The 22,332-nt window shown below is 44.6% G+C and carries 16 protein-coding genes; 14 read left to right on the top strand and 2 right to left on the bottom strand.

The annotated features are described in order from the left end of the window. Positions 1–3 precede the first annotated feature (3 nt). Positions 4–321, top strand: coding sequence for an EscU/YscU/HrcU family type III secretion system export apparatus switch protein (locus ABKW31_RS10230; protein WP_348616242.1), 318 nt, complete (start codon positions 4–6; stop codon positions 319–321). Between the two features lie 409 nt (positions 322–730). Here ABKW31_RS10230 and recA read toward each other — a convergent pair whose 3' ends face one another. Continuing rightward, entirely contained in the window at positions 731–1,768 is a 1,038-nt protein-coding gene (gene recA / locus ABKW31_RS10235; RefSeq protein ID WP_348616243.1) for a recombinase RecA, read from the bottom strand. Between the two features lie 529 nt (positions 1,769–2,297). Here recA and ABKW31_RS10240 point away from each other — a divergent pair. Then, positions 2,298–3,449 carry an AI-2E family transporter gene (locus ABKW31_RS10240; protein ID WP_348616244.1) on the top strand — a complete coding sequence of 384 codons (1,152 nt, stop codon included), beginning with the start codon at positions 2,298–2,300 and terminating at the stop codon, positions 3,447–3,449. Positions 3,450–4,287: 838 nt separating this feature from the next. Here the strand turns inward: ABKW31_RS10240 and ABKW31_RS10245 are convergent. Then, entirely contained in the window at positions 4,288–4,773 is a 486-nt protein-coding gene (locus ABKW31_RS10245; RefSeq protein ID WP_348616245.1) for a nicotinamide-nucleotide amidohydrolase family protein, read from the bottom strand. A 75-nt stretch (positions 4,774–4,848) separates the two neighbouring features. On the opposite strand from ABKW31_RS10245, the gene mutS reads away from it, so the two are divergent. The 12 genes from mutS (at position 4,849) to ABKW31_RS10305 (ending at position 22,133) form a co-directional block, all read left to right on the top strand. Next, positions 4,849–7,464, top strand: coding sequence for a DNA mismatch repair protein MutS (gene mutS, locus ABKW31_RS10250; protein WP_348616246.1), 2,616 nt, complete (start codon positions 4,849–4,851; stop codon positions 7,462–7,464). Positions 7,465–7,748: 284 nt separating this feature from the next. After that, a complete protein-coding gene (locus ABKW31_RS10255; protein ID WP_348616247.1) occupies positions 7,749–9,380 on the top strand; it encodes a CTP synthase in 1,632 nt (543 codons plus the stop codon). Positions 9,381–9,522: 142 nt separating this feature from the next. Beyond that, entirely contained in the window at positions 9,523–10,815 is a 1,293-nt protein-coding gene (gene eno / locus ABKW31_RS10260) for a phosphopyruvate hydratase (RefSeq protein ID WP_348616248.1), read from the top strand. A gap of 41 nt (positions 10,816–10,856) precedes the next feature. Then, positions 10,857–11,498, top strand: coding sequence for a hypothetical protein (locus tag ABKW31_RS10265; RefSeq protein ID WP_348616249.1), 642 nt, complete (start codon positions 10,857–10,859; stop codon positions 11,496–11,498). Between the two features lie 347 nt (positions 11,499–11,845). Then, complete coding sequence (gene leuA, locus ABKW31_RS10270) at positions 11,846–13,402, top strand: 2-isopropylmalate synthase (RefSeq protein WP_348616250.1); 1,557 nt, start codon at positions 11,846–11,848, stop codon at positions 13,400–13,402. A 6-nt stretch (positions 13,403–13,408) separates the two neighbouring features. After that, positions 13,409–14,497, top strand: coding sequence for a 3-isopropylmalate dehydrogenase (gene leuB / locus ABKW31_RS10275; protein ID WP_348616251.1), 1,089 nt, complete (start codon positions 13,409–13,411; stop codon positions 14,495–14,497). 52 nt (positions 14,498–14,549) lie between these two features. After that, positions 14,550–15,962 carry a 3-isopropylmalate dehydratase large subunit gene (leuC, locus tag ABKW31_RS10280; protein WP_348616252.1) on the top strand — a complete coding sequence of 471 codons (1,413 nt, stop codon included), beginning with the start codon at positions 14,550–14,552 and terminating at the stop codon, positions 15,960–15,962. Between the two features lie 14 nt (positions 15,963–15,976). Beyond that, positions 15,977–16,594, top strand: a complete 618-nt coding sequence (gene leuD, locus ABKW31_RS10285; protein WP_348616253.1) for a 3-isopropylmalate dehydratase small subunit — start codon at positions 15,977–15,979, stop codon at positions 16,592–16,594. An 80-nt stretch (positions 16,595–16,674) separates the two neighbouring features. Next, on the top strand, positions 16,675–17,592 hold the full coding sequence (locus ABKW31_RS10290) for a DMT family transporter (RefSeq protein ID WP_348616254.1): 918 nt from the start codon (positions 16,675–16,677) through the stop codon (positions 17,590–17,592). Positions 17,593–18,033: 441 nt separating this feature from the next. Further along, complete coding sequence (locus tag ABKW31_RS10295) at positions 18,034–19,329, top strand: cytochrome c (RefSeq protein WP_348616255.1); 1,296 nt, start codon at positions 18,034–18,036, stop codon at positions 19,327–19,329. Between the two features lie 19 nt (positions 19,330–19,348). Continuing rightward, positions 19,349–19,834, top strand: coding sequence for a (2Fe-2S)-binding protein (locus tag ABKW31_RS10300; RefSeq protein ID WP_348616256.1), 486 nt, complete (start codon positions 19,349–19,351; stop codon positions 19,832–19,834). Continuing rightward, positions 19,827–22,133 (top strand): molybdopterin cofactor-binding domain-containing protein, encoded by a 2,307-nt coding sequence (locus ABKW31_RS10305; protein WP_348616257.1) that lies wholly within the window; start codon positions 19,827–19,829, stop codon positions 22,131–22,133. Before ABKW31_RS10300 ends, ABKW31_RS10305 begins: the two co-directional genes overlap by 8 nt. The last annotated feature ends 199 nt before the right edge of the window (positions 22,134–22,332 follow it).

Genomic DNA, 22,332 nt, shown 5'->3' on the forward strand with positions numbered 1-22,332 from the left:
AAATTGACTGAAAAAGCGAAAAACAAAAGTGCAGTTGCTCTTAAGTATCAACAAGGAGAAGCGTCGGCGACGCCTACCGTTATCGCAAAAGGATTTGGTGATCTAGCACAAGAGATTGTCGACCTAGCCAAACAAAACGGCGTTTTAGTGCATGAAGACCCCTATTTAAGTGATTTCCTAGCCACCCTCGATTTAGGCCAAGAAATACCCGATCAGCTTTATCACATCATCGCCGAACTCATCGCCTTCTCATACGTATTACAAGGCAAGTTCCCCGATAGCTGGGCAAAAGATTTTGGCAAAGTATCGAAGATTGTTTGATGTCGTAGGGGCTGCCGGTGACCGATACGACCGTAACGGATGTTATTAGCTGCGAAGCTTTTATTTAAAATATTCAACAGATGTTGATAAATGGTTATTGGTTGTGGAGTCAACATCTGTTGTTGATTTGTTCGTCCCTAAAGGAACTCCTACAAGGAAGGCATTTGTAGGAGTTTGCTCCCCAACGGAGTTGCCGTAACGGATGTTATCAGCTGCGAAGCTTTTATTTGGAATATTCAACAGATGTTGATAAATGGTTATTGGTTGTGGGGTCAAAATCTGTTGTTGATTTGTTCGTCCCTGAACAACGCCGGTTACCGGGAACTCCTACAAAGGGGGGGGGGCAGTACTGCAACAAAAAAGCCCCACCGTAGGTGAGGCAAAGACAGCATTACGCTAAAAAGTATGACTATGCGTCAGCTTCAACCGCTGGTGCGGGTGCTTCTGGTTTAATGGTTTTAGATAACAATAGCTCTTCACGCAAACGTTTTTCAATATCGTTAGCCATCGCAACGTTTTCTTTAAGGAACTTGATGACGTTGGATTTACCTTGACCAATACGTTCACCTTTGTAGCTGTACCAAGAGCCGGCTTTTTCAACCATTTTTTGTTGTACACCTAAATCAATTAATTCAGCCTCTTTGCATATACCTTGCCCGTACATGATTTGGAATTCGGCTTGTTTAAAGGGCGGCGCCACTTTATTTTTTACTACTTTTACCCGTGTTTCACTGCCGACTATCTCATCACCTTCTTTAATCGAACCAATACGACGGATGTCTAAGCGTACAGAGGCATAAAACTTTAAAGCATTACCACCAGTTGTGGTTTCAGGTGAACCAAACATCACACCAATTTTCATACGAATTTGGTTAATGAAAATGACCAAGGTATTAGAACGTTTAATATTGGCCGTCAACTTACGTAAGGCTTGAGACATCAAACGGGCTTGCAAACCCATGTGAGAATCACCCATGTCACCCTCAATTTCAGCCTTAGGTGTCAAGGCGGCAACTGAGTCAATAATGACCACGTCAACGGCACTAGAGCGCACTAACATGTCACAGATTTCTAGAGCCTGCTCACCCGTATCAGGTTGTGATACCAATAAATCATCAATATTCACGCCCAAGGCTTTGGCATATTGCGGATCAAGAGCATGTTCAGCATCTACGAATGCACAGGTTTTACCGGCTTTTTGCGCTTCTGCTATAACTTGTAAGGTTAATGTGGTTTTACCTGATGATTCTGGACCATATATTTCAACAACACGACCACAGGGTAAACCACCTATGCCAAGGGCAATATCAATAGTCAATGAACCGGTGGATATCGTATCAATATCCAAGGCATTATTATCGCCTAAGCGCATAATGGCGCCTTTACCAAATTGCTTTTCAATTTGACCTAAGGCCGCGGTTAACGCTTTACTTTTATTGTCATCCATAAGAAATCCTTGCTGCTGTCTAGTGAACAAACTGATTAAGGTTTGTTTTGTTATTCTTAATTTATATGCGAAGTATACTGTATGGTTATACAGTTACAAGAGAGTTTAGTAAATTTTTCTCCACTTGGGCAAAATTTAAGCATTTAAAATAAAACAGCTTTGCGAACTCACGGGCAAAACACCCATAAATTTTATTTAAATTCATAAAAATAATTTGTTGCCCAGATTTAAAATATTAATCTTCGTAGTGACTATATGAGACTCGTTGCCCTAATGTTCAACCTTATTACACACTGTTGTGTAATTTATACTGTATTCACTCAATTAGCGTAAACACTGAATCGCCCAAAAACTGTCTACTGAGCAAGTAACGCCGTGCAGTAACGAATAAAATATGGCTTGTATTAAAGCGGCATGTATTTTGATGTACTTTTACCAATTTAAGCTGTGTAAACATACTTTCTGTTATAAATTGAGCTTTGTTCGACAGCCTACCCTTTTTGTAAGCAAAACTAGGATTTGAAACACAATGTCAGAATCACCGCATCAGTCGCAGGCAAACCAAGATAATTTACCACGCTCATCAACCAAGATAAGGGCCTTAAATTGGCTGGTTGTGCTGGGACTATTGTATACCCTGTATTTTGCTAAAACCTTGTTGCTCACCTTAATCGTTACCTTTTTATTGGCTTTACTGCTCAGTCCGCTGGTTACCTTATTTAGGCGGGCCCATGTGCCACGGGTTATTTCTGCCTTGGTCTTGGTTACTTTGCTGTTTGCTCCATTTAGTTTTTTGGGCGTTCAATTGGCGCAGCCAGTGCAAAAATGGGCACAATTGTTGCCCGAATTATCAAATGTTCTGGATGAACAAATAGACTCGATTAACTCGGCGATTCAGAGTGGAGGTAAGCCGGTCGTTAAGCCTCCTCCCAAGGAACAGAGCAATGGTTTTAGTTTTTTTGGCTGGTTTGATGATGAGCCGGTCGAAGCACAAGATCCTGAACAAAATATGGTAACAGAGCGCATTAAGCAAGGCGGGCTAGAAGTACTGGTTAATATGTTAGCAGCAGCCCCCTTGATGATTGCCCAACTATTAACAGGTTTAGTCCTTATTTTGTTTTTGCTCATATTTGGCCCGGGGTTATTTCATGCCTATGTGCTTGGCTTAAAAAATGCGCACAGCGAGCAACAAGCCATTCATTTAGCAACCACAATACAAACCGAGTTGTCGCGTTATATTGGCACCATTAGCCTAATAAATGCAGGTTTAGGGGCCTGTACTGCGATAGCATTAAAGATTTTGGGCGTTGAAGATGCCTTGTTGTGGGGAGTATTAGCTGCCTTACTTAATTTTATTCCTTATGTGGGCAGTGTCATCTGCTTTGGTATTTTATCCCTCGCCGGTTTAACCCAATATGGTATCGAAGCGTTGGCACTATTACCGCCGCTCACCTATTTGGTCCTTAACCTTGTTGAATCACAGGTAGTTACTCCCACAGTGTTAGGTCACAAGATGCGTTTAAACCCATTAATCGTCATGCTTTGGTTAATTATTTGGGGCTGGTTATGGGGTGCAGTCGGTGTATTACTCGCCGTGCCTCTACTGGTATGTATCAAACTGATCATTGGCCAACTCGGCATATGGCCACAATGGATAGCCATTATTGAGTCAGAGGGTTAAATGCCAAATCCCCCCTTGTAGGAGTTCCCGGTAACCGGCGTTGTTCAGGGACGAAAAATCAACCACCGATGTTGATTTCAAAGCAAATGTCCAATTATCAATACCAATTAAAAGCTTCGCAGCTGAAGCAGCTCCTACAAGTGCATCCCACCTTGTAGGAGTTCCCGGTAACCGGCGTTGCCCCAACGGAGTTGTTCAGGGACGAAAAATCAACCACCGATGTTAATTTCACAGCAAATTTCCAATTATCAATACCAATTAAAAGCTTCGCAGCTAAAGCAGCTCCTACAAGTACATCCCCCTTGTAGGAGTTCCCGGTAACCGGCGTTGCCCCAACGGAGTTGTTCAGGGACGAACAAATCAACCACAAATGTTGATTTCACAGCAAATTTCCAATTATCAATACCAATTAAAAGCTTCGCAGCTGAAGCAGCTCCTACAAGTACATCCCCCTTGTAGGAGTTCCCGGTAACCGGCGTTGCCCCAACGGAGTTGTTCAGGGACGAAAAATCAACCGCAGATGTTGATTTCACAGCAAATTTCCAATTATCAATTAGCAATTAAAAGCTTCGCAGCTGATAACATCCGTTACGGCAACTCCGTTGGGGAGCAAACTCCTACAAGTGCATCTCACCGTGTAGGAGTTCCTTTAGGGACGAACAAATCAACCGCAGATGTTGATTTCACAGCAAATTTCCAATTATCAATACCAACTAAAAGCTTCGCAGCTGAAGCAGCTCCTACAAGTGACCCCTTGTAGGAGCTCCCGGTTACCGGGACCTCCTACAACAGAAACCTCTGTGAACTCTGTGGTTAAATGCTTTGGCTCTTGCTCTTGCTAGTTTCTAACCAACCCTAGTACCTTCGATAAAGCAAACTCAATTGACTTCAAACGAACCTGTTGTCTGTCGCCTTTAAACAGCTGCTGCACGCAGGTGATTTGGCCATCGACATAAAAACCAAAACACACGGTGCCTACTGGCTTTTGCTTGGTTCCGCCATCTGGGCCGGCAATGCCGCTGACTGAAATGGCTACTTGAGCTTGGGCTATTTTGGCGGCACCTTGGGCCATTTCTTTTACGGTTTCTAGCGAGACAGCACCAAAATTGTCTAAGGTCTGAGCAGACACACCCAACAGCTGCTGTTTTGCCTCATTGGAATAGCTAATGATACCCTGTTTAAACCAAGTTGAACTTCCAGAAATAGCAGTGATAGCGTATCCTATTCCACCTCCGGTGCAGGATTCTGCACAGCTTATAGTCCAGTTTTTGGCAAGTAATTTTTGGCCCAACAAATGAGAGAGTTGGTCAATTTCAAGATTCATGTAGTCAGCCTAAGTCACTAGTCAGTGGATAAATGCTTAGTATTTATCCCTTAACATTAAGAAAGTATTCGTATTATGGCGTTGAATAAAACTTCAGAGCAAGAGCAAATCAGTCCAGCCTTGCAAACCCACACCCCAATGATGCAACAATATTTGAGTATCAAAGCTCAGCACCCCGATATTTTGCTGTTTTACCGCATGGGTGATTTTTATGAATTGTTTTTTGATGACGCCAAAAAAGCCGCTGAACTACTCGACATTTCATTAACCGCTCGTGGCAAGTCCGGTGGTAATGCCATACCCATGGCTGGTGTGCCCTATCATGCTGTAGAAAACTATTTGGCGCGTCTGGTGAAAATGGGCCAATCTGTGGCTATTGTTGAACAAATTGGCGATCCGGCCACCAGCAAGGGTCCGGTAGAACGTCAAGTACAGCGCATCGTTACGCCAGGTACCGTATCTGACGAAGCCTTACTAGAAGACAAACAAGATAATATCTTGGCGGCCATTGTGGCAGTCAAACAAGCACAAAAAGAGTATTTTGGCTATGCCACTTTAGATGTGACCACCGGACGTTTTGCTATTTGTGAACCACAGGATCTCGAGGCCTTAGCGGCGGAAATACAGCGCACTAATCCAGTTGAATTACTCTATCCAGAAAATTTTAGCCATTTATCTTTAATTGATTCACGCAAAGGTTTACGTCGACGCCCACAATGGGAGTTTGATTACGACACCGCTGTTACCCTGCTTAACCAGCAATTTGCTACCAAAGAGCTCACTGGTTTTGGCGTAAATAACAGTCAAACCGCTCTGTGTGCCGCAGGTTGCGTGATGCAATATGTTAAAGATACCCAGCGCGCCGCCCTGCCCCATATTCGTAAAATTGAAGTTGAAGTGGCCAGTGATACGGTCTTGATGGACGCTGCCACCCGCAAAAATTTAGAGCTAACGCAAAACCTAGCAGGTGGACGAGAACACACCTTAGCCAGTGTATTAGATAATACCTCTACGCCCATGGGTAGTCGTTTATTGCAACGTTGGTTGCATCGCCCGCTAACCAATATAAAAAAGCTTCAAACCCGGCAAAACAATATTAAGTCTTTACTTAATACAGACTATCCACAGCTGCAAAAACTGCTGAAACAAGTAGGTGATATGCAGCGAGTTTTGGCTCGTTTAGCCTTGCGCTCAGCCAGACCTAGAGATTTCACTCGTTTACGTCAAGCTTTCCAACTACTTCCTGATATTCAAAGCTTTGTTAGTGAAGAGTCGGCGCAAGTTGCCAATGTGGGTTTAATGCAATTGGCCACAGACATTAGCCAATTTCCACAATTTGCGGACTTACTTGAGGCCGCCATTGAGGAGTCACCGCCCGTGTTAATTCGCGATGGCGGGGTGATTAAAACTGGTTACAACCCAGAATTAGATGAACTACGTGCGCTATCCCAAGGCGCAACTGATTATTTAGATGAATTAGAACAGCGTGAAAAAGAGCGCACCGGTATATCCAGCCTAAAGGTGGGATATAACCGCGTCCATGGCTTTTTCATCGAAGTTAGTCGCAGCTCAGCTCACTTAGTGCCTGCTGACTATATTCGCCGCCAAACGCTAAAAAACAATGAGCGCTTTATTGTGGCCGAATTAAAAGCCCACGAAGACAAGGTATTGACCAGTCAAAGCCGTTCTTTGGCCCTCGAAAAACGCTTATATGACGAGCTATTTGACCTACTGTTACCTGAACTTGATCGCTTAATGCAAAGTGCTGATGCTTTGGCCGAGCTTGATGTATTAACTAACTTAGCTGAGCGAGCCGATACCCTCGATTATCACTGCCCTAGCTTGAGCACCCAAAGCGGGATTTATTTTGATCAAGGCCGCCATCCGGTGGTTGAACAAGTGATGAAAACACCGTTTATTGCCAACCCCATTGCGATTAATCCAAAGCGGCGTATGTTAATCATTACCGGTCCGAATATGGGCGGTAAATCCACTTATATGCGTCAAACCGCCTTAATCGTATTGATGGCCTATATTGGCAGTTTTGTGCCGGCTGAAAATGCCCAAATTGGCCCAATCGATCGCATTTTCACCCGTATTGGTGCCTCTGACGACTTGGCCTCTGGCCGTTCGACCTTTATGGTAGAAATGACCGAAACCGCCAACATCCTCAATAATGCCACCTCAAATAGTTTAGTCTTAATGGATGAAATAGGCCGCGGCACTAGCACTTATGATGGCCTATCGCTGGCTTGGGCTTGCGCCGCTTATCTTGCCCAACAGTTGCAATCTTATACTTTGTTTGCCACCCATTACTTTGAATTAACCCACCTAGCCCAAGCCATGCCTGAGTTGGCTAATGTGCATTTAGACGCGGTTGAGCACGACGATAACATTCGTTTTATGCATGCGGTACAAGAGGGCGCGGCCAATAAAAGTTATGGCTTACAAGTTGCTCAATTAGCTGGTGTACCCAAAGCGGTGATCAAACAAGCTAAACTCAAGCTACATGAGTTAGAAAATAACACTGCGGTAACGATCGAGACACCCACTAGAACCACTAAACAGCTCGACATGCTCAGCCAAAGTGATGAACTACGTTTGGCCTTACAGAACATCAATCCAGACGAGTTGACGCCCAAGCTTGCCCTTGATTATTTGTATCAACTTAAACGTTTAGCAGAAGAGTAGAGCAGCTGCGAGTCAGGAGCTGCGAGCTACTAGCTTTGACAAAGCGCCATCTCACTGGAACATGCACTGATGCATAGTACCATCGCGCGCGACGGCCAGATTGCACTGAGCCAGCAATAAATAGTTTTATTTCGATTTATCCGCGCTTTTAAATTGTGAGATAGCCCGCTTTTAAGTATACTATTTGCCCGTCTGGGGCTGCAAAATTAAGGATCAGCAACATTGTGCTATCCCGTGCCCCAAAAAAGTAAAAATCTTTTAAACTCCAACGCCTTAGGGTTCTCATGACAAACTATATTTTCGTCACAGGTGGTGTTGTTTCATCACTTGGTAAAGGTATTGCTGCTGCATCATTGGCTGCAATTCTAGAAGCACGTGGCCTGCGTGTCACCATGCTCAAACTTGACCCCTATATTAATGTTGACCCCGGAACCATGAGTCCGATTCAACATGGTGAAGTATTTGTGACCGATGACGGTGCCGAAACCGATTTAGATTTAGGTCACTATGAACGTTTTATTCGTACCCGAATGACTAAACGTAATAACTTCACTACCGGCAGAGTGTATGAAGAAGTCATCAAACGCGAACGTCGCGGTGATTATTTAGGTGCCACTATTCAGGTTATTCCGCATATCACTAACGAAATTAAACGCCGTATTATTGCTGGTGCTGAAGGCGTTGATATTGCTATTGTAGAAATTGGCGGCACAGTAGGTGACATCGAATCACAACCATTCTTAGAAGCCATTCGTCAATTAGGTACCGAAGTGGGCCGTGAACATTCTATGTACATGCACCTTACTTTAGTACCTTATATGCCTGCGTCTGGTGAAGTTAAAACCAAACCCACTCAGCATTCGGTTAAAGAATTGCGCTCTATTGGTATTCAGCCCGACATTCTAGTGTGTCGTTCAGTGAATGCCCTGCCTTCTAACGAACGCTCTAAAATAGCCTTGTTTACCAACGTAGCTGATAAAGCAGTTATCTCCTTAAAAGATGCTAGCAGTATTTATAAAATCCCTGCCGCGCTGAAAGCGCAAGGTATGGATGAACTCGTGGTAAAACGTTTTGGTTATGATTGCCCAGAGGCTGATTTGGCCGAATGGGAGCAAGTGTTATTTGCTGAATCTAACCCTTTAGGTGAAGTCAATATTGGCATGGTCGGCAAATATGTTGAATTGCCAGATGCTTACAAATCAGTCAATGAAGCACTTAAACATGCAGGCCTTAAAAACCGTCTTACCGTCAATATCAAGCACATTGATTCACAAGATGTTGAAAGCAAAGGTGACCAGTTGCTGAAGGACTTAGACGCTATTTTAGTGCCAGGCGGCTTTGGTGAACGGGGTATTGAAGGCAAGATTGCCACTGCAAAATATGCCCGTGAAAACAAAATCCCCTACCTTGGTATCTGTTTAGGTATGCAAGTGGCTTTGATTGAATTTGCCCGCAACGTAGCTGGCATGGAAGGCGCTAATAGCACAGAATTTGACCCACAAACCCCCTACCCTGTGGTTGGTTTAATCACCGAATGGCTTGAAACTGATGGTAGCACTGAGCTTCGTAATGAATCGTCTGATCTCGGTGGCACCATGCGTTTGGGTAGCCAGCTTTGTCATTTAATTCCCGGCAGCAAAGTTCACGAATTATATGGCTCAAATGAAATATATGAACGCCACAGACACCGTTATGAAGTAAACAACAAATTACGCGCTGAATTAGAAGCCAAAGGCTTATTAGTAACGGGTTTGTCTACTGATAAACGTTTAGTGGAAGTCATAGAATTACCAGATCATCCATGGTTTATTGCGGGTCAGTTCCACCCAGAATTTAACTCTACTCCTCGCGACGGACATCCATTGTTCGAAGGCTTTGTAAAAGCGGCGGGCGAGTATTTTAAACAAAATAATTAAAATAATATAAATAACAACGAGTCTACTTGACCTACAAAGATTAGACTCAAGGTACCCATACTCCTTCAAAATTTGCGTTTTAGCAGGGTAGTAAAAGAGCATGGGTATTTAACTTTTATCCAGACTAAGTAAGGTAACGTTAATGTCAAAGATCAGTAAGATTATTGGCCGTGAAATCATGGATTCTCGCGGTAACCCCACAGTAGAAGCAGATGTATATTTAGAATCAGGCGCAATGGGACGTGCGGCAGCACCCTCAGGCGCATCAACCGGTTCTCGTGAAGCATTAGAGCTGCGTGATGGTGATAAAAGTCGTTATTTAGGTAAAGGCGTATTAAAAGCTGTTGCCGCTATTAACAACGACATCCAAACTGCTCTTATTGGCCAAGTTGCTTATGAACAAGAAGCCATTGACCGCATTATGATTGCCTTAGATGGTACCGAAAACAAAGAAAAGTTTGGTGCAAACGCAATCCTAGCGGTATCACTTGCGGTAGCTAAAGCGGCTGCAATTGATAAAAAAATTCCACTTTACCAACACATTTCTGAATTAAACGGTACTGCTGGTCAATATTCAATGCCCGTACCAATGATGAATATCATCAATGGTGGTGAGCATGCTGATAACAACGTTGATATCCAAGAGTTTATGGTTCAACCCGTTGGCGCTGCAAACTTTAAAGAAGCATTGCGCATGGGCGCCGAAATATTCCACAGCTTAAAAAAAGTATTAAGTGCGAAAGGCCTCAATACGGCGGTAGGTGATGAAGGTGGTTTTGCCCCTAACCTAAGCTCTAACGAAGAAGCGATAACCGTTATTATCCAAGCAATCCAAGCTGCTGGTTATGTTATGGACAAAGACGTTACGCTGGCGATGGATTGTGCTGCCTCTGAATTTTATGTAGATGGCAAGTATGACCTTAAAGGCGAAGGCAAGGTCTTTACTTCTGAAGGTTTCAGCGATTATCTAGCTGAGCTAAGTGAAAAATACCCTATTATTTCTATTGAAGACGGCCTAGACGAAAGCGATTGGGATGGCTGGGCTTATTTAACTAAGAAAATAGGCAGTAAAATTCAATTAGTCGGTGATGACTTATTTGTTACCAATACTAAGATCCTAAAACGCGGTATTGATAATGGCGTAGGTAACTCTATCCTGATCAAATTCAACCAAATCGGTTCATTAACTGAAACCCTAGAAGCTATTCGTATGGCTAAAGCTGCTGGTTTCACCGTAGTTATTTCACACCGTAGCGGCGAAACTGAAGACGCCACTATTGCGGATTTAGCTGTCGGTACTGCTGCAGGCCAAATCAAAACAGGCTCATTGTGTCGTTCTGATCGTGTGGCTAAGTACAACCAATTACTTCGTATTGAAGAAGCCCTTGGTAGTGCAGTAAGTTACAACGGCCGTAAAGAAATCAAAGGTCAATAATTGACCTTTGCTGACCGGTTGAATGCCGGTCAGCTATTTTTATGCAGCACATCGACAAGCGCCAAGTTAATATTTTTTCTGACGATCTTCGTCAGCTGCATTTTGCTGAGTTGTGTAATGCGCTGTATGAGCGTGAACTAACACATATAAGTCAACAAAAACTCAATAATATCAGTTTATTACAGCGCCAAATAGGTGGTTTAAAACACCATATCAAACGTGCTGCCTATAATTTACTGCAACATCAAGCCCCACTTGAAATCGATATTCATAATGCCAGTTGGCAAGCGAAACAAGCGGCTAAATGCCCAGCCAAATTACTCGATTTCGAAAAAACCCTGGCTTGGTACCATCGACCTTTAGAATTAGGCGTCTGCGCTTCTGTGCATGTGAATGAGCTGGGAGTCGAACACATTGAACTTGATTCCATCGACCGTATTGATACTGAAGCGGCCAAATTACACTTAAATAAATTTGGTTGGTTTAGCCTAGATGGCAAATCTTTATCCATACAAACAGATAGCAAATCAGCAAAAACACAATTACTCAAGCCAACAAAAGGGGTCTTAACGGCTGCTTGTTGTGGGCATAGTTGGAATCACAAAGGTCGCAGCCAACCACGCTTATTAACCTTACGCGAGTTAATGCTGTCATTTTCAATCAACTGGCAAACGTTTCGATAAACAGCCCGCTTGTTGAACTGGTTGAGCAGTAAGTATTTATCTTCGTAATTATATCATTAAGTTATAACTCTATTGCCGCTTTAGTATTGACCCACAAGGCCTTACAGGTTACAAATACCTTAATGAAACTTTACTTGCATAAAATTAGACCTAACACTTTATGAAAACGTTATTTCTCTCTATCCTACTCCTTCTGGCAGCAAGACTGCACGGGTAGGTTGTAAGTAAACTAAACAAGTTTAAGTATTACAAAGCCCGTGCCCAGCACGGGTTTTTTGTATGTAAAGTTTTAAAAACATAGACCCAAAGTAATCATTCATCATCAACCACGGAGCAAAAGGAAAGGTATGTCAAACCAAGTCAAAATTTTCGACACAACCTTGCGGGACGGCGAACAAGCCTTACCTGCCAGTTTAGGCGTTAAAGAAAAACTGAAAATTGCTCTGGCCCTCGAACGTCTTGGCGTAGATATTATTGAGGCCGGTTTTCCCGTGTCTTCACCTGGCGACTTTCAGTCAGTGCAAACCATTGCTCGAGAAATTAAAAATGCCACAGTGTGCGGCTTATCTCGTGCCTTAGATAAAGACATTGATGCCTGCGGTGAAGCCCTAAAAGTTGCTGATCATTTCCGTATTCATACCTTTATTGCTACTTCTGAAATTCATGTGGGTGCAAAGTTGCGTAAGTCACAAGACGAAGTGGTTGAAATGGCCGTACGTGCAGTCAAACGAGCGCGTCGATACACCAACGATGTGGAGTTTTCTTGCGAAGATGCGGGGCGCACTAACATTGATTATTTATGCCGTATGGTTGAAGCCGCGATTAATGCGGGTGCGACTACGGTAAATATTCCCGACACCGTCGGCTATACCACGCCAACCGAGTTTGGCGGCATCATTAAAACCCTGTTCAACCGCGTACCGAATATCGACAAAGCGATCATTTCTGTGCACTGCCATAATGATTTAGGTTTGGCGGTAGCCAACTCTTTGGCCGCCGTTGAACAAGGCGCCCGTCAGGTAGAGGCCACTATCAACGGCTTGGGTGAGCGAGCAGGTAATTGTTCTCTTGAAGAAATTGCCATGATTTTACAAACCCGCCACGGCCTATTAGGTTTAACCACCAATATCCGCAGCCAAGAGATTTCACGCACCTCTAAGTTAGTCAGTAACTTATGTAATATGCCGGTGCAAGCTAATAAGGCCATTGTCGGCGCAAATGCCTTTAGTCACTCTTCAGGCATTCACCAAGATGGAGTCTTAAAAGCGCAAAATACCTATGAGATCATGACACCTGAAAGTGTGGGTATTAATAAAAATAATTTGAATTTAACCTCTCGCTCAGGTCGCCATGTTATTAAACATCGCTTGATGGAGTTGGGTTACAAAGAAAGTGATTTTGACTTAGAAACCGTTTACGAATCCTTTGTAAAATTAGCGGATAAAAAAGGCCAAGTGTTTGACTATGATTTAGAAGCCTTGTTGTTTTTTAGTCAGCAAAAACACGACCACGCCTATTACGAGCTAAAATATTTGCACGCTTCATCAGGTAAAGAAATCATTCCTAGTGCAACCGTGAGTTTATTGGTCGGCGACAAAGAAGTCACCGAAACCGCCATTGGCAACGGTCCAGTCGATGCAGCCTACAATGCGATAACTAAGATACTTGGCCATAACCGCATCGATATCGTCGACTTCAAGCTCGATTCAAAAGGGGAAGGCGCCAATGCTCTTGCACAAGTAAGTGTGATTGCAGAATATAATGGTCGGCGTTTTAACGGTATCGGACTGGCCACAGATATTGTTGAATCAGGGGTTAAAGCATTGATTTATGTATTAAATAACACCCACTTGGCCGATCAAATAGACCATCAAAAAAAACAAGTAAAGATAGCAGGGGTATAGAACACAATGTCTGAGTATAAAATCGCAGTATTGGCCGGTGATGGTATTGGCCCAGAAGTCATGCACGAAGCCAAAAAAGTATTGGCCGCGGTCAGCACTAAATTCAAAATCGACTTTAAATTAAGTGAATTTGATGTCGGTGGCATCGCCATTGATAATCACGGTCATGCCCTACCCGACGCCACACTCAAAGGCTGCGAAGCTGCTGATGCTATCTTATTTGGCTCAATTGGCGGTCCAAAATGGGATGCCTTACCCTTAGAGCAGCGCCCAGAGCGTGCCGCCCTGCTCGCTTTACGCGGCCATTTTGATCTATTTAGTAACCTGCGCCCGGCTAAAATCTACCCAGGCCTTGAAGCGCTATCACCTTTGCGGGCAGATATTGCAGCAAGTGGTTTTGATGTCTTGGTTATTCGCGAGCTCACCAGTGGTATTTATTTTGGTAAACCTAAGGGTATAGAAGGCGAAGGTGAAGAACAAAACGCCTTTGATACTATGCGCTATAGCCGCCGTGAAATTCGTCGAATTGCTATTAGTGCCTTTGAAGCCGCCCTTAAACGTGGCAAAAAAGTCACCTCGGTAGATAAAGCTAACGTATTGGTATGCAGCCGTTTGTGGCGAGAAGTCACCGAAGAGGTCGCCTTAGACTATCCTGATGTCACCTTGGAACATATCTATATCGACAATGCGACCATGCAACTCTTGCGCGCTCCCAGCAGCTTTGACGTGATGCTGTGTTCGAATTTATTTGGCGACATCATTTCTGACGAATGTGCCATGATCACCGGCTCTATGGGTTTATTGCCCTCTGCCAGTATCAACGGCAGCGGTTTTGGTTTATTTGAACCCGCCGGTGGTTCTGCCCCTGACATAGCTGGCCAAGGCATCGCTAACCCAATTGCACAAATTTTATCTGCGTCGATGTTATTGCGCTTTAGCTTGAACGAAATAGCAGCAGCCGACGCAATTGATCAAGCCGTATTACAAACTCTGGCAGATGGCATTCTGACCGGCGAATTACTGGCTAAAGAGCATCGTCATTTAGCCAAGTCCACCAGCGAAGTTGGTGATTATATTGTCAGTTTATTAGCGTAGTTTACGCCCAAGAACGCCAAGACATTAAAAATTGAGTAAAGAGTAAATAAATATGGCAACAACTTTATATGACAAGATATGGCAAGCCCATATCATAGATTCTCAACAAGCCTCAGCGACCGGCGAAGAAGGCTTAATTTATATCGACCGTCACCTTATTCATGAAGTGACCACACCTCAAGCCTTTGCAGGGCTTGATATGAAAGGCCGCAAAGTTCGCTGCCCACAACGCACTTTTGCGACCATGGATCATAGTATTTCTACCCGTTCATTAGCTATCGATGCTTGTGGCCCAACCAACAAATTACAACTCCAAACCTTGGCCGATAACTGTGCGAAACACGGCATTGAATTATTCCCAGTCGGTCATCAAAAACAAGGTATTGTGCATGTTATGGGCCCAGAACTAGGCTTAATTCAGCCTGGTATGACAGTGGTATGTGGCGATTCTCACACCGCCACCCATGGCGCCTTTGGTGCACTCGCTTTTGGTATTGGTACCTCGCAAGTTGAACATGTATTTGCTACCCAAACCTTAAAACAAAGCAAAGCCAAAAGTATGAAAGTACAAGTCAATGGCGCTTTGCCAATTGGTATTACGGCCAAAGATTTGATACTTGCGATTATTGGTAAAATTGGTCATGCCGGTGCTACCGGTTATGTTATTGAATATACTGGCGAAGCGATTCAAGGTTTGAGCATGGAAGAGCGCATGACAGTGTGCAATATGAGCATAGAAGCCGGTGCCAAAGCCGGACTCATTGCCCCGGATCAAACTACTTTCGACTATGTACAAGGTCGTGAATATGCGCCTCAAGGCGATAATTGGCAGCAGGCTCTTACCTACTGGCAGAGCTTAAAATCTGACGACGACGCCGTATTTGATACCATAGTGGAATTAAATGCCAAAGAAATCACTCCCCAAGTGACCTGGGGGACTAATCCAGGTCAAGTTATCGGAGTCAATCACCCAGTGCCTGCTCCTCAAGACTTTAGTGATCCTATTGATCAAGATTCAGCGGTTAAAGCCCTTAAATATATGGGTTTAAACCCAGGTCAAAAGTTATCAGACTTAGCGGTAAACAATGTCTTTATTGGTTCGTGCACCAATGGTCGTATCGAAGATATGCGTGCCGCAGCTGCCATTGCTAAACAAGGCAAAGTAGCCAAAGGCGTAACCGCTATCGTGGTGCCTGGCTCTGTTGCCGTTAAACAACAGGCCGAAGCTGAGCAACTCGATAAAATATTTATCGATGCAGGTTTTGAATGGCGTTTGCCTGGCTGCTCAATGTGTTTGGGCATGAACGACGATATTTTGCTCGCAGGTGATCGTTGTGCGTCTACCAGCAACCGTAACTTTGAAGGTCGTCAAGGCCGCGGCGCACGGACTCACTTAGTCAGCCCCGCCATGGCAGCAGCAGCGGCATTAGCCGGTCATTTTGCCGACGTACGCGACTATCAATAGCTAAGGAATTGAATATGCAAACAACTGAAATGAGTATCAACATTCATAGCGGTCGCATCGCGCCCTTGAATCAAGCCAATGTCGATACTGACCAAATTATCCCTAAACAATTTTTAACTGCGGTCACCCGCACTGGCTATGGCAAACATTTGTTTCACGATTGGCGTTATTTGGATCAACATGAGCAAGTATTGAACCCCGAATTCGCCTTAAATAACCCTGAATATCAAGGTGCCAGTGTCTTATTGACCCGTGAAAACTTTGGTTGTGGTTCAAGTCGCGAACACGCACCTTGGGCCCTAGCCGACTATGGATTTAAAGTCGTTATCGCCACCAGCTTTGCTGATATTTTTTATGGCAACTGCATTAATAACCAATTATTACCGGTGCAATTAGCCAGCGATGAAATTGATCAACTTTTTGCTTTAGTCGAAGCCGATGCCAATGCAGAAGTAACGATTAATTTGCAAGAGCAGACTGTTAAAGTGAATGCCCTTAGTTTTCATTTTGATATTGCCCACCAGCACAAAACCAACTTGCTAAAAGGTTTAGACGCTATAGGCTTAACCCTTGAACTGAATGACAAGATTACCGCCTTTGAAAACAGCCGCCCACAGTGGCAACAGGCCTAGTCTTGTAACGAGCCTTTTGGTGTTTATATAAACGACCCAATAGGGTCGTTTTTTATGGGCAAACTAATGAGATAGATTAAATGAACACCCATCATCCAGCCTCTTATTTATCTGCATTACTGCTTGCTCTTGCTGGTACCTTTTTATTTTCTATGAAACCGATTTTGGTTAAACAATTATATTTACTGGGTATCGATAGCAGCCAACTTATTGCTTTGCGCATGTTGTTTGCAGGTCCCGTTTATTTAGTTATCGGGTGCATCTTGTGGCGCAAGAATACTCAGTTGCATGGACTATATAAAAATAACCTACTATTCATTTCAGGCTTAGGTATTTTGGGTTATTACATCGCCAGTTTTCTTGATTTATGGGCTTTGCAGTATATCAGCGCCCAACTAGAAAGAGTGGTGCTGTTTTGCTTTCCAACTATCGTAGTATTGCTCTCACGCTGGGTATTTAATACGCCCATGCCACGCAATATCTGGCTCATTCTAGGTTTATCTTATGCGGGCATATTATTAATTTTTGCTCACGATATGGCCACCTTGGGTGACGAAGTGCTGTTTGGTAGCGTATTGGTGTTTATTAGTGCCGTCAGTTTTGCCATTTATACCTTATGGAGCAAACCACTCATGACTAGAGTAGGCAGTATGATGTTTACCTGCTTGGCTATGTTGTCTGCAAGCGTGGTGATCTTGCTGCACTTTAGTTTTAGCCATAGTTTTGATGAACTTAATGTGGGTACTGAGGCATTACTATGGTGCGCAGCTATCGCGTTATTCGCCACCGTTATTCCATCATTTTTAGTAGCCGAAGCCATAAATAGAATGGGCCCAGAACGCACAAGCGTAATTGGCACATGTGGGCCGGTGATTACCTCAATGGTCGCGGTTTTTTGGCTAAATGAGGCCTTTACGCTTTATCATTTTGCAGGTTTAACGATGGTGATGTTAGCCGTATGGTTAATGATTAAAAAGCCCAAATCATCGACTTTGTAGGAGGCTCTTTAGGGCCGAACCAATCAACAACAAATGTTGATTTCACAACCAATATCCAATTTATCAATGTATTGTTGATTTTTCGCAGCTGATAACATCCGTTACGGAGCAGCTCCTACAAAAAGCCCCACCCTTGTAGGAGTTCCTTTAGGGACGAACACTTTCATATCGCATCTAAATTACCAAACTCATCAAACACGCGATGACAGAGGCCGTAGCACAAAACAATAGATTCAACTTGAACTTAAGATGTTAATTAAATTTGCTTACTTTAATGAATGACTGGATATTTCATGCACTTAGTATTAGGGTAAATAGCCAAGGTTGGGTTTTCGCTCATAAAACCAAAGGATCACGTCGTAACGTTTGCTTGTGCTCAGATAAAATTGTCAATACCCACCTGTCTACTAATAAAATTATTCACAACAAGGCTTATATACTATGCAAAAACGTCTTATCGTCAGTTTAGTGCTTATTGCCGGGGTGGGTTTATTCAGCCTATATGCTTGGCATTCTCCCATCGAGCCGATTTCATCTCCCGACAATGCCCAATTTACCTCCGAAGAAATAGTCGAGGGCAGAATACTGGCCGCCGCTGGCTATTGCAGCACCTGTCATACGCCAGCAGATGGTCAGTTGTATGCGGGAAATTATGCCATGCATACCGAATTTGGCACTATTTATACGAGCAATATCACCCCTGATAAAGAAACCGGCATTGGCTCTTGGTCTTTAGAAGCTTTCGAGCGAGCAATGCGCAGTGGTGTCAGTCAAGATGGTCATCATCTATTGCCCGCCTTCCCTTATGAGCATTTTAATAAGATGAGCGATGCCGATATCAAAGCCATTTATGCTTATATTATGACCTCAATCCCAGCAGTTAATCAGCTCAAAAAAGACAATGCCATTCCCTTTCCCCTCAACATACGTTGGTTACAGGCAGGCTGGAAATTACTGTTTGCTGATACCGCTCCCTTTGTTGCGCAATCAGCCAAGTCACCTGAGTGGAATCGGGGCGCTTACCTAGCTGAAGGGGTATCCCATTGCGGCGCTTGTCATACACCGCGCAATGCCGTGGGCGCTGAAAAACGCGACAATATGTATGCTGGCGCAGCGATTGATGGCTGGATAGCTCCATCGTTAACCACAACTAATCCGGCTCCCTTGCCATGGCGAGCCCAAGATATATTCGAATATTTAACTACCGGTAACTCTCCTTATCATGACAGTGCGGCTGGTCCAATGGCACCGGTTGTGCACGATGGTATGTCTGCATTAAGTGATAGCGATGTGATGGCAATTAGTATTTATTTTGCCAATGTAGCGGGGGTTAATAGTGATCAAGATTTTACCGCCAACTCACAATTAATCAGCGCTATCGATGCACAACAAACACTTCCCGACTTACGACTCGATCAAGGCGCTAATTTGTATGCAGTTGCTTGTCAGTCTTGTCATTACAGTGGGCAAGATATAGTAAAAGGTCGTCCCTTACTCAGTCTTGGCTCATCATTGCATTTGGCTGAACCGACTAATTTAATCAACGTTATCCTGGATGGCTTTCATGCTGACCAAGGTCTTAAGGGCATCGTTATGCCAGCCTATCGAGAGGCATTCAGTGATGAGGATATTGCGCTAATTGCGGGCTACCTGCGTCAATCAGCCGGTGAAAAAGCATGGCCCAATCTAATCAGTAAAGTGGGTGAAGTCAGAAACCAACCCCAGTTTGCACAGTAAGTTCGCGGAGAAACAAATTATGGCAACATTTAAGTTAAACGGTAAAACGATGACCGCTGATGTGGAAAATGATACCCCCTTGTTATGGGTTATCCGTGATGAATTAGGTTTAACCGGCACCAAGTTTGGTTGTGGTATAGGCACCTGTGGTGCTTGTACTGTGCACGTTGGTGGTAGAGCGACGCGCTCGTGTATCACGCCAGTCGTCGCTGTGGAAGGCGCTAATATTACCACCATCGAGGGTTTGTCTGAGCAAGGGGATCATCCTGTACAAGTCGCGTGGCAACAATTGCAAGTTCCCCAATGTGGTTACTGTCAATCAGGCCAAATAATGCAAGCCGCGGCCCTGCTAAAAGATATCCCCTCGCCCAGTGACGAAGAAATAGATGCGGTAATGAGCGGTAACCTTTGTCGTTGCATGACTTATGTGCGTATTCGCCAAGCTATCCATGACGCGGCAGCAGCCACTGGGGCACCAGCCACTAAGGAGAGCAGCCATGCGTAAATTAGGCAATAAACAAGGCGATTCATCCAGCATCAGCCGTCGCGGCTTTTTAATTGCGATGACGGCGACCGGAGTCAGTTTTGGTTTCCCACGCTCTTGGGCAGCTATGGACCCAGCCTCGCCAAACGGTGAGGTATTACCCAGTGCAGCAGACGTATACGAGCCCTCCCTGTGGTATTCCATTGATAGCGCGGGGAAAATAAAAGTTAATATCATCCGTGCAGAAATGGGCCAGCATGTGGGTACCTCAATCGCACGTATTTTAGCGGACGAACTAGAAGCCGATTGGCAAGATATCGAAATTATCCATGTTGATAGTAATGAAAAATGGGGTTATATGGTCACCGGCGGCAGTTGGTCTGTGTCGCAAAGCTGGCCCGTCTATCGTCAAGCCGGTGCCGCGGGTAAAACTGCATTAATTGAAGCAGCCGCCAAACAATGGGGCGTAGCTGCCAGTAAATGTAAAGCACAAAAGGGTAAGGTCGTCTATGGTACAAAAACCCTGAGCTATGGTGATCTTGTCGCCAAAGGGCTCAGTCGTCAATTTAGCGAAGAAGAACTTAAGGCCTTACCCTTAAAACCTAACAAAGATTTAAGCTTAGTCGGCCAGCAAGTTACCTCTTTAGATATTACTAACAAAACCAATGGTAAAGCCATCTTCGGTATCGATGCCAAAATCGAGGGCATGGTCTACGGTTGCCCAATACTGCCCCCTACTCGCAATGGCTCAAAAGTATCCACCCTTGATGATAGTGCCGCCAAATCGATAAAAGGCTATCAACAAACTCTGATCTTAGAGGATCCTAGCGATACCGTTCCCGGTTGGGTAATGGTGATTGCAAGCAGCTTTTATGCTGCGCAAAAAGCCGCGAAAAAAGTCAAAGTCAGCTGGCAAGCTGGTGCTGCGGCTTATGTGTCTGAGTCAGATTTTATGGCCGAAGGCCGCAAGTTAATTCAGGATGCAAGCCAAGGCGCGATCCTCGATACTGGCAACAGCGACACCGCTGCGGCTTTTGAACAAGCGAGCTCAACGCTCACCCAAGAATACACAACCCATACCGTACTCCACGCGCAAATGGAGCCGGTCAATGCCCTAGCCTTTCAAAATAGCGACAAGGTGTGGGAAATCCATTCTGGTTGCCAATGGCAATCGTTGACCCTACCCTCGCTAGCCAGTGCATTAGGGGTCAAGGAAAACGACATCATCATGCGGAGTTATCTACTCGGTGGTGGTTTTGGTCGCAGACTTAACGGCGACTATACGGTTCCGGCAGCATTAGCGTCTAAAGCCTTAGGCGGTAAACCGGTTAAAATGGTGCTGTTGCGCACAGAAGATTTTCAGTTTGACAGCCCACGTTCGTCCTCGGTGCAACTGCTTAAAATGGCTTTTGACCAAGACAACAAAGTCAGTGCGATGGAACATCATGCAACAGCAGGCTGGCCCACCAAAGTCATGGTACCGGCGTTTATGCCCAAAGGTATCAATGGCGAGTCATTTGATCCCTTTTCAATTTCAGGAGCAGATCACTGGTATAGCGTTGGTGCACAAAAAGTTCGAGCTATATCAAACGAACTAGCCAATAAGTCTTTTAGACCAGGCTGGTTACGCTCGGTTGGCCCCGGTTGGACAAACTGGGCCCTAGAAAGTTTTATGGATGAGGCCGCTCATCATATAGGTGCAGACCCACTGACCTTTCGCTTAGATAAGCTGATTGCAGAGGGTCGCAACGCAGGTGTAGAGCCAATATCTATTGGAGGCGCTGCACGTCAAGCAGCTGTATTGCAACGCGCCGCTGACCTAATAGGCTGGGGCCAGCCACAAGCCGCTGATACCGGTTTAGGTCTTGCCTCAACCTTCGGTCAAGAACGCAATATGCCCACTTGGGTTGCGGTTGCCGTGCAAGTACATGTCAACAAAAGTACCGGTATCGTTAAGGTACAAAAACTCCATGTTGTAGTAGACGCCGGGATTGTTGTTGATCCCAATGGTGCCGAAGCCCAGTGCCAAGGCGCTGCTTTATGGGGCTTATCCATGGCCTTGTATGAAGGTACCGAGTTTGTAAATGGCAAGGTGAAAGACGCTAATTTTGACACCTACACGCCATTACGTTTAAGCCAAACTCCTGAGGTTAAGATTGAGTTCATCCCCAACACAGCAGCACCTGCTGGCTTAGGCGAACCTGCTACAACCCCAGTTGCACCAGCCATCGCCAATGCAATCTATCAGGCAGTAGGCATTCGTTTACGCAAAATACCCATGACCCCAGAGGACGTAAAAACCGCCCTTAGTAGGGTTTAGAGCAAGCAAAGATGTTGATTTGACAACCATTGCCCGTTTATCAACTAGGTTGATTTATCACCACGGTTCGCAGCTGAAGCAGCTCCTACAAGTCCCCCCCTTTGTAGGAGTTCCTTTAGGGACGAACGAACCAATCAACAACAAATGTTGATTTCACAACCAATATCCATTTTATCAATGATGGTTGATTCTTCGCAGC

Source organism: Paraglaciecola sp. 25GB23A (genome assembly GCF_040012495.1).
Classification (GTDB): Bacteria; Pseudomonadota; Gammaproteobacteria; order Enterobacterales; family Alteromonadaceae; genus Paraglaciecola.

Excerpts from the sequence above, each read along its gene's own strand:
- recA (WP_348616243.1), bottom strand. The coding sequence starts at position 1,768 with ATGGATGACAATAAAAGTAAAGCGTTAACCGCGGCCTTAGGTCAAATT.
- ABKW31_RS10240 (WP_348616244.1), top strand. The coding sequence starts at position 2,298 with ATGTCAGAATCACCGCATCAGTCGCAGGCAAACCAAGATAATTTACCA.
- ABKW31_RS10245 (WP_348616245.1), bottom strand. The coding sequence starts at position 4,773 with ATGAATCTTGAAATTGACCAACTCTCTCATTTGTTGGGCCAAAAATTA.
- mutS (WP_348616246.1), top strand. The coding sequence starts at position 4,849 with ATGGCGTTGAATAAAACTTCAGAGCAAGAGCAAATCAGTCCAGCCTTG.
- ABKW31_RS10255 (WP_348616247.1), top strand. The coding sequence starts at position 7,749 with ATGACAAACTATATTTTCGTCACAGGTGGTGTTGTTTCATCACTTGGT.
- eno (WP_348616248.1), top strand. The coding sequence starts at position 9,523 with ATGTCAAAGATCAGTAAGATTATTGGCCGTGAAATCATGGATTCTCGC.
- ABKW31_RS10265 (WP_348616249.1), top strand. The coding sequence starts at position 10,857 with ATGCAGCACATCGACAAGCGCCAAGTTAATATTTTTTCTGACGATCTT.
- leuA (WP_348616250.1), top strand. The coding sequence starts at position 11,846 with ATGTCAAACCAAGTCAAAATTTTCGACACAACCTTGCGGGACGGCGAA.
- leuB (WP_348616251.1), top strand. The coding sequence starts at position 13,409 with ATGTCTGAGTATAAAATCGCAGTATTGGCCGGTGATGGTATTGGCCCA.
- leuC (WP_348616252.1), top strand. The coding sequence starts at position 14,550 with ATGGCAACAACTTTATATGACAAGATATGGCAAGCCCATATCATAGAT.
- leuD (WP_348616253.1), top strand. The coding sequence starts at position 15,977 with ATGCAAACAACTGAAATGAGTATCAACATTCATAGCGGTCGCATCGCG.
- ABKW31_RS10290 (WP_348616254.1), top strand. The coding sequence starts at position 16,675 with ATGAACACCCATCATCCAGCCTCTTATTTATCTGCATTACTGCTTGCT.
- ABKW31_RS10295 (WP_348616255.1), top strand. The coding sequence starts at position 18,034 with ATGCAAAAACGTCTTATCGTCAGTTTAGTGCTTATTGCCGGGGTGGGT.
- ABKW31_RS10300 (WP_348616256.1), top strand. The coding sequence starts at position 19,349 with ATGGCAACATTTAAGTTAAACGGTAAAACGATGACCGCTGATGTGGAA.
- ABKW31_RS10305 (WP_348616257.1), top strand. The coding sequence starts at position 19,827 with ATGCGTAAATTAGGCAATAAACAAGGCGATTCATCCAGCATCAGCCGT.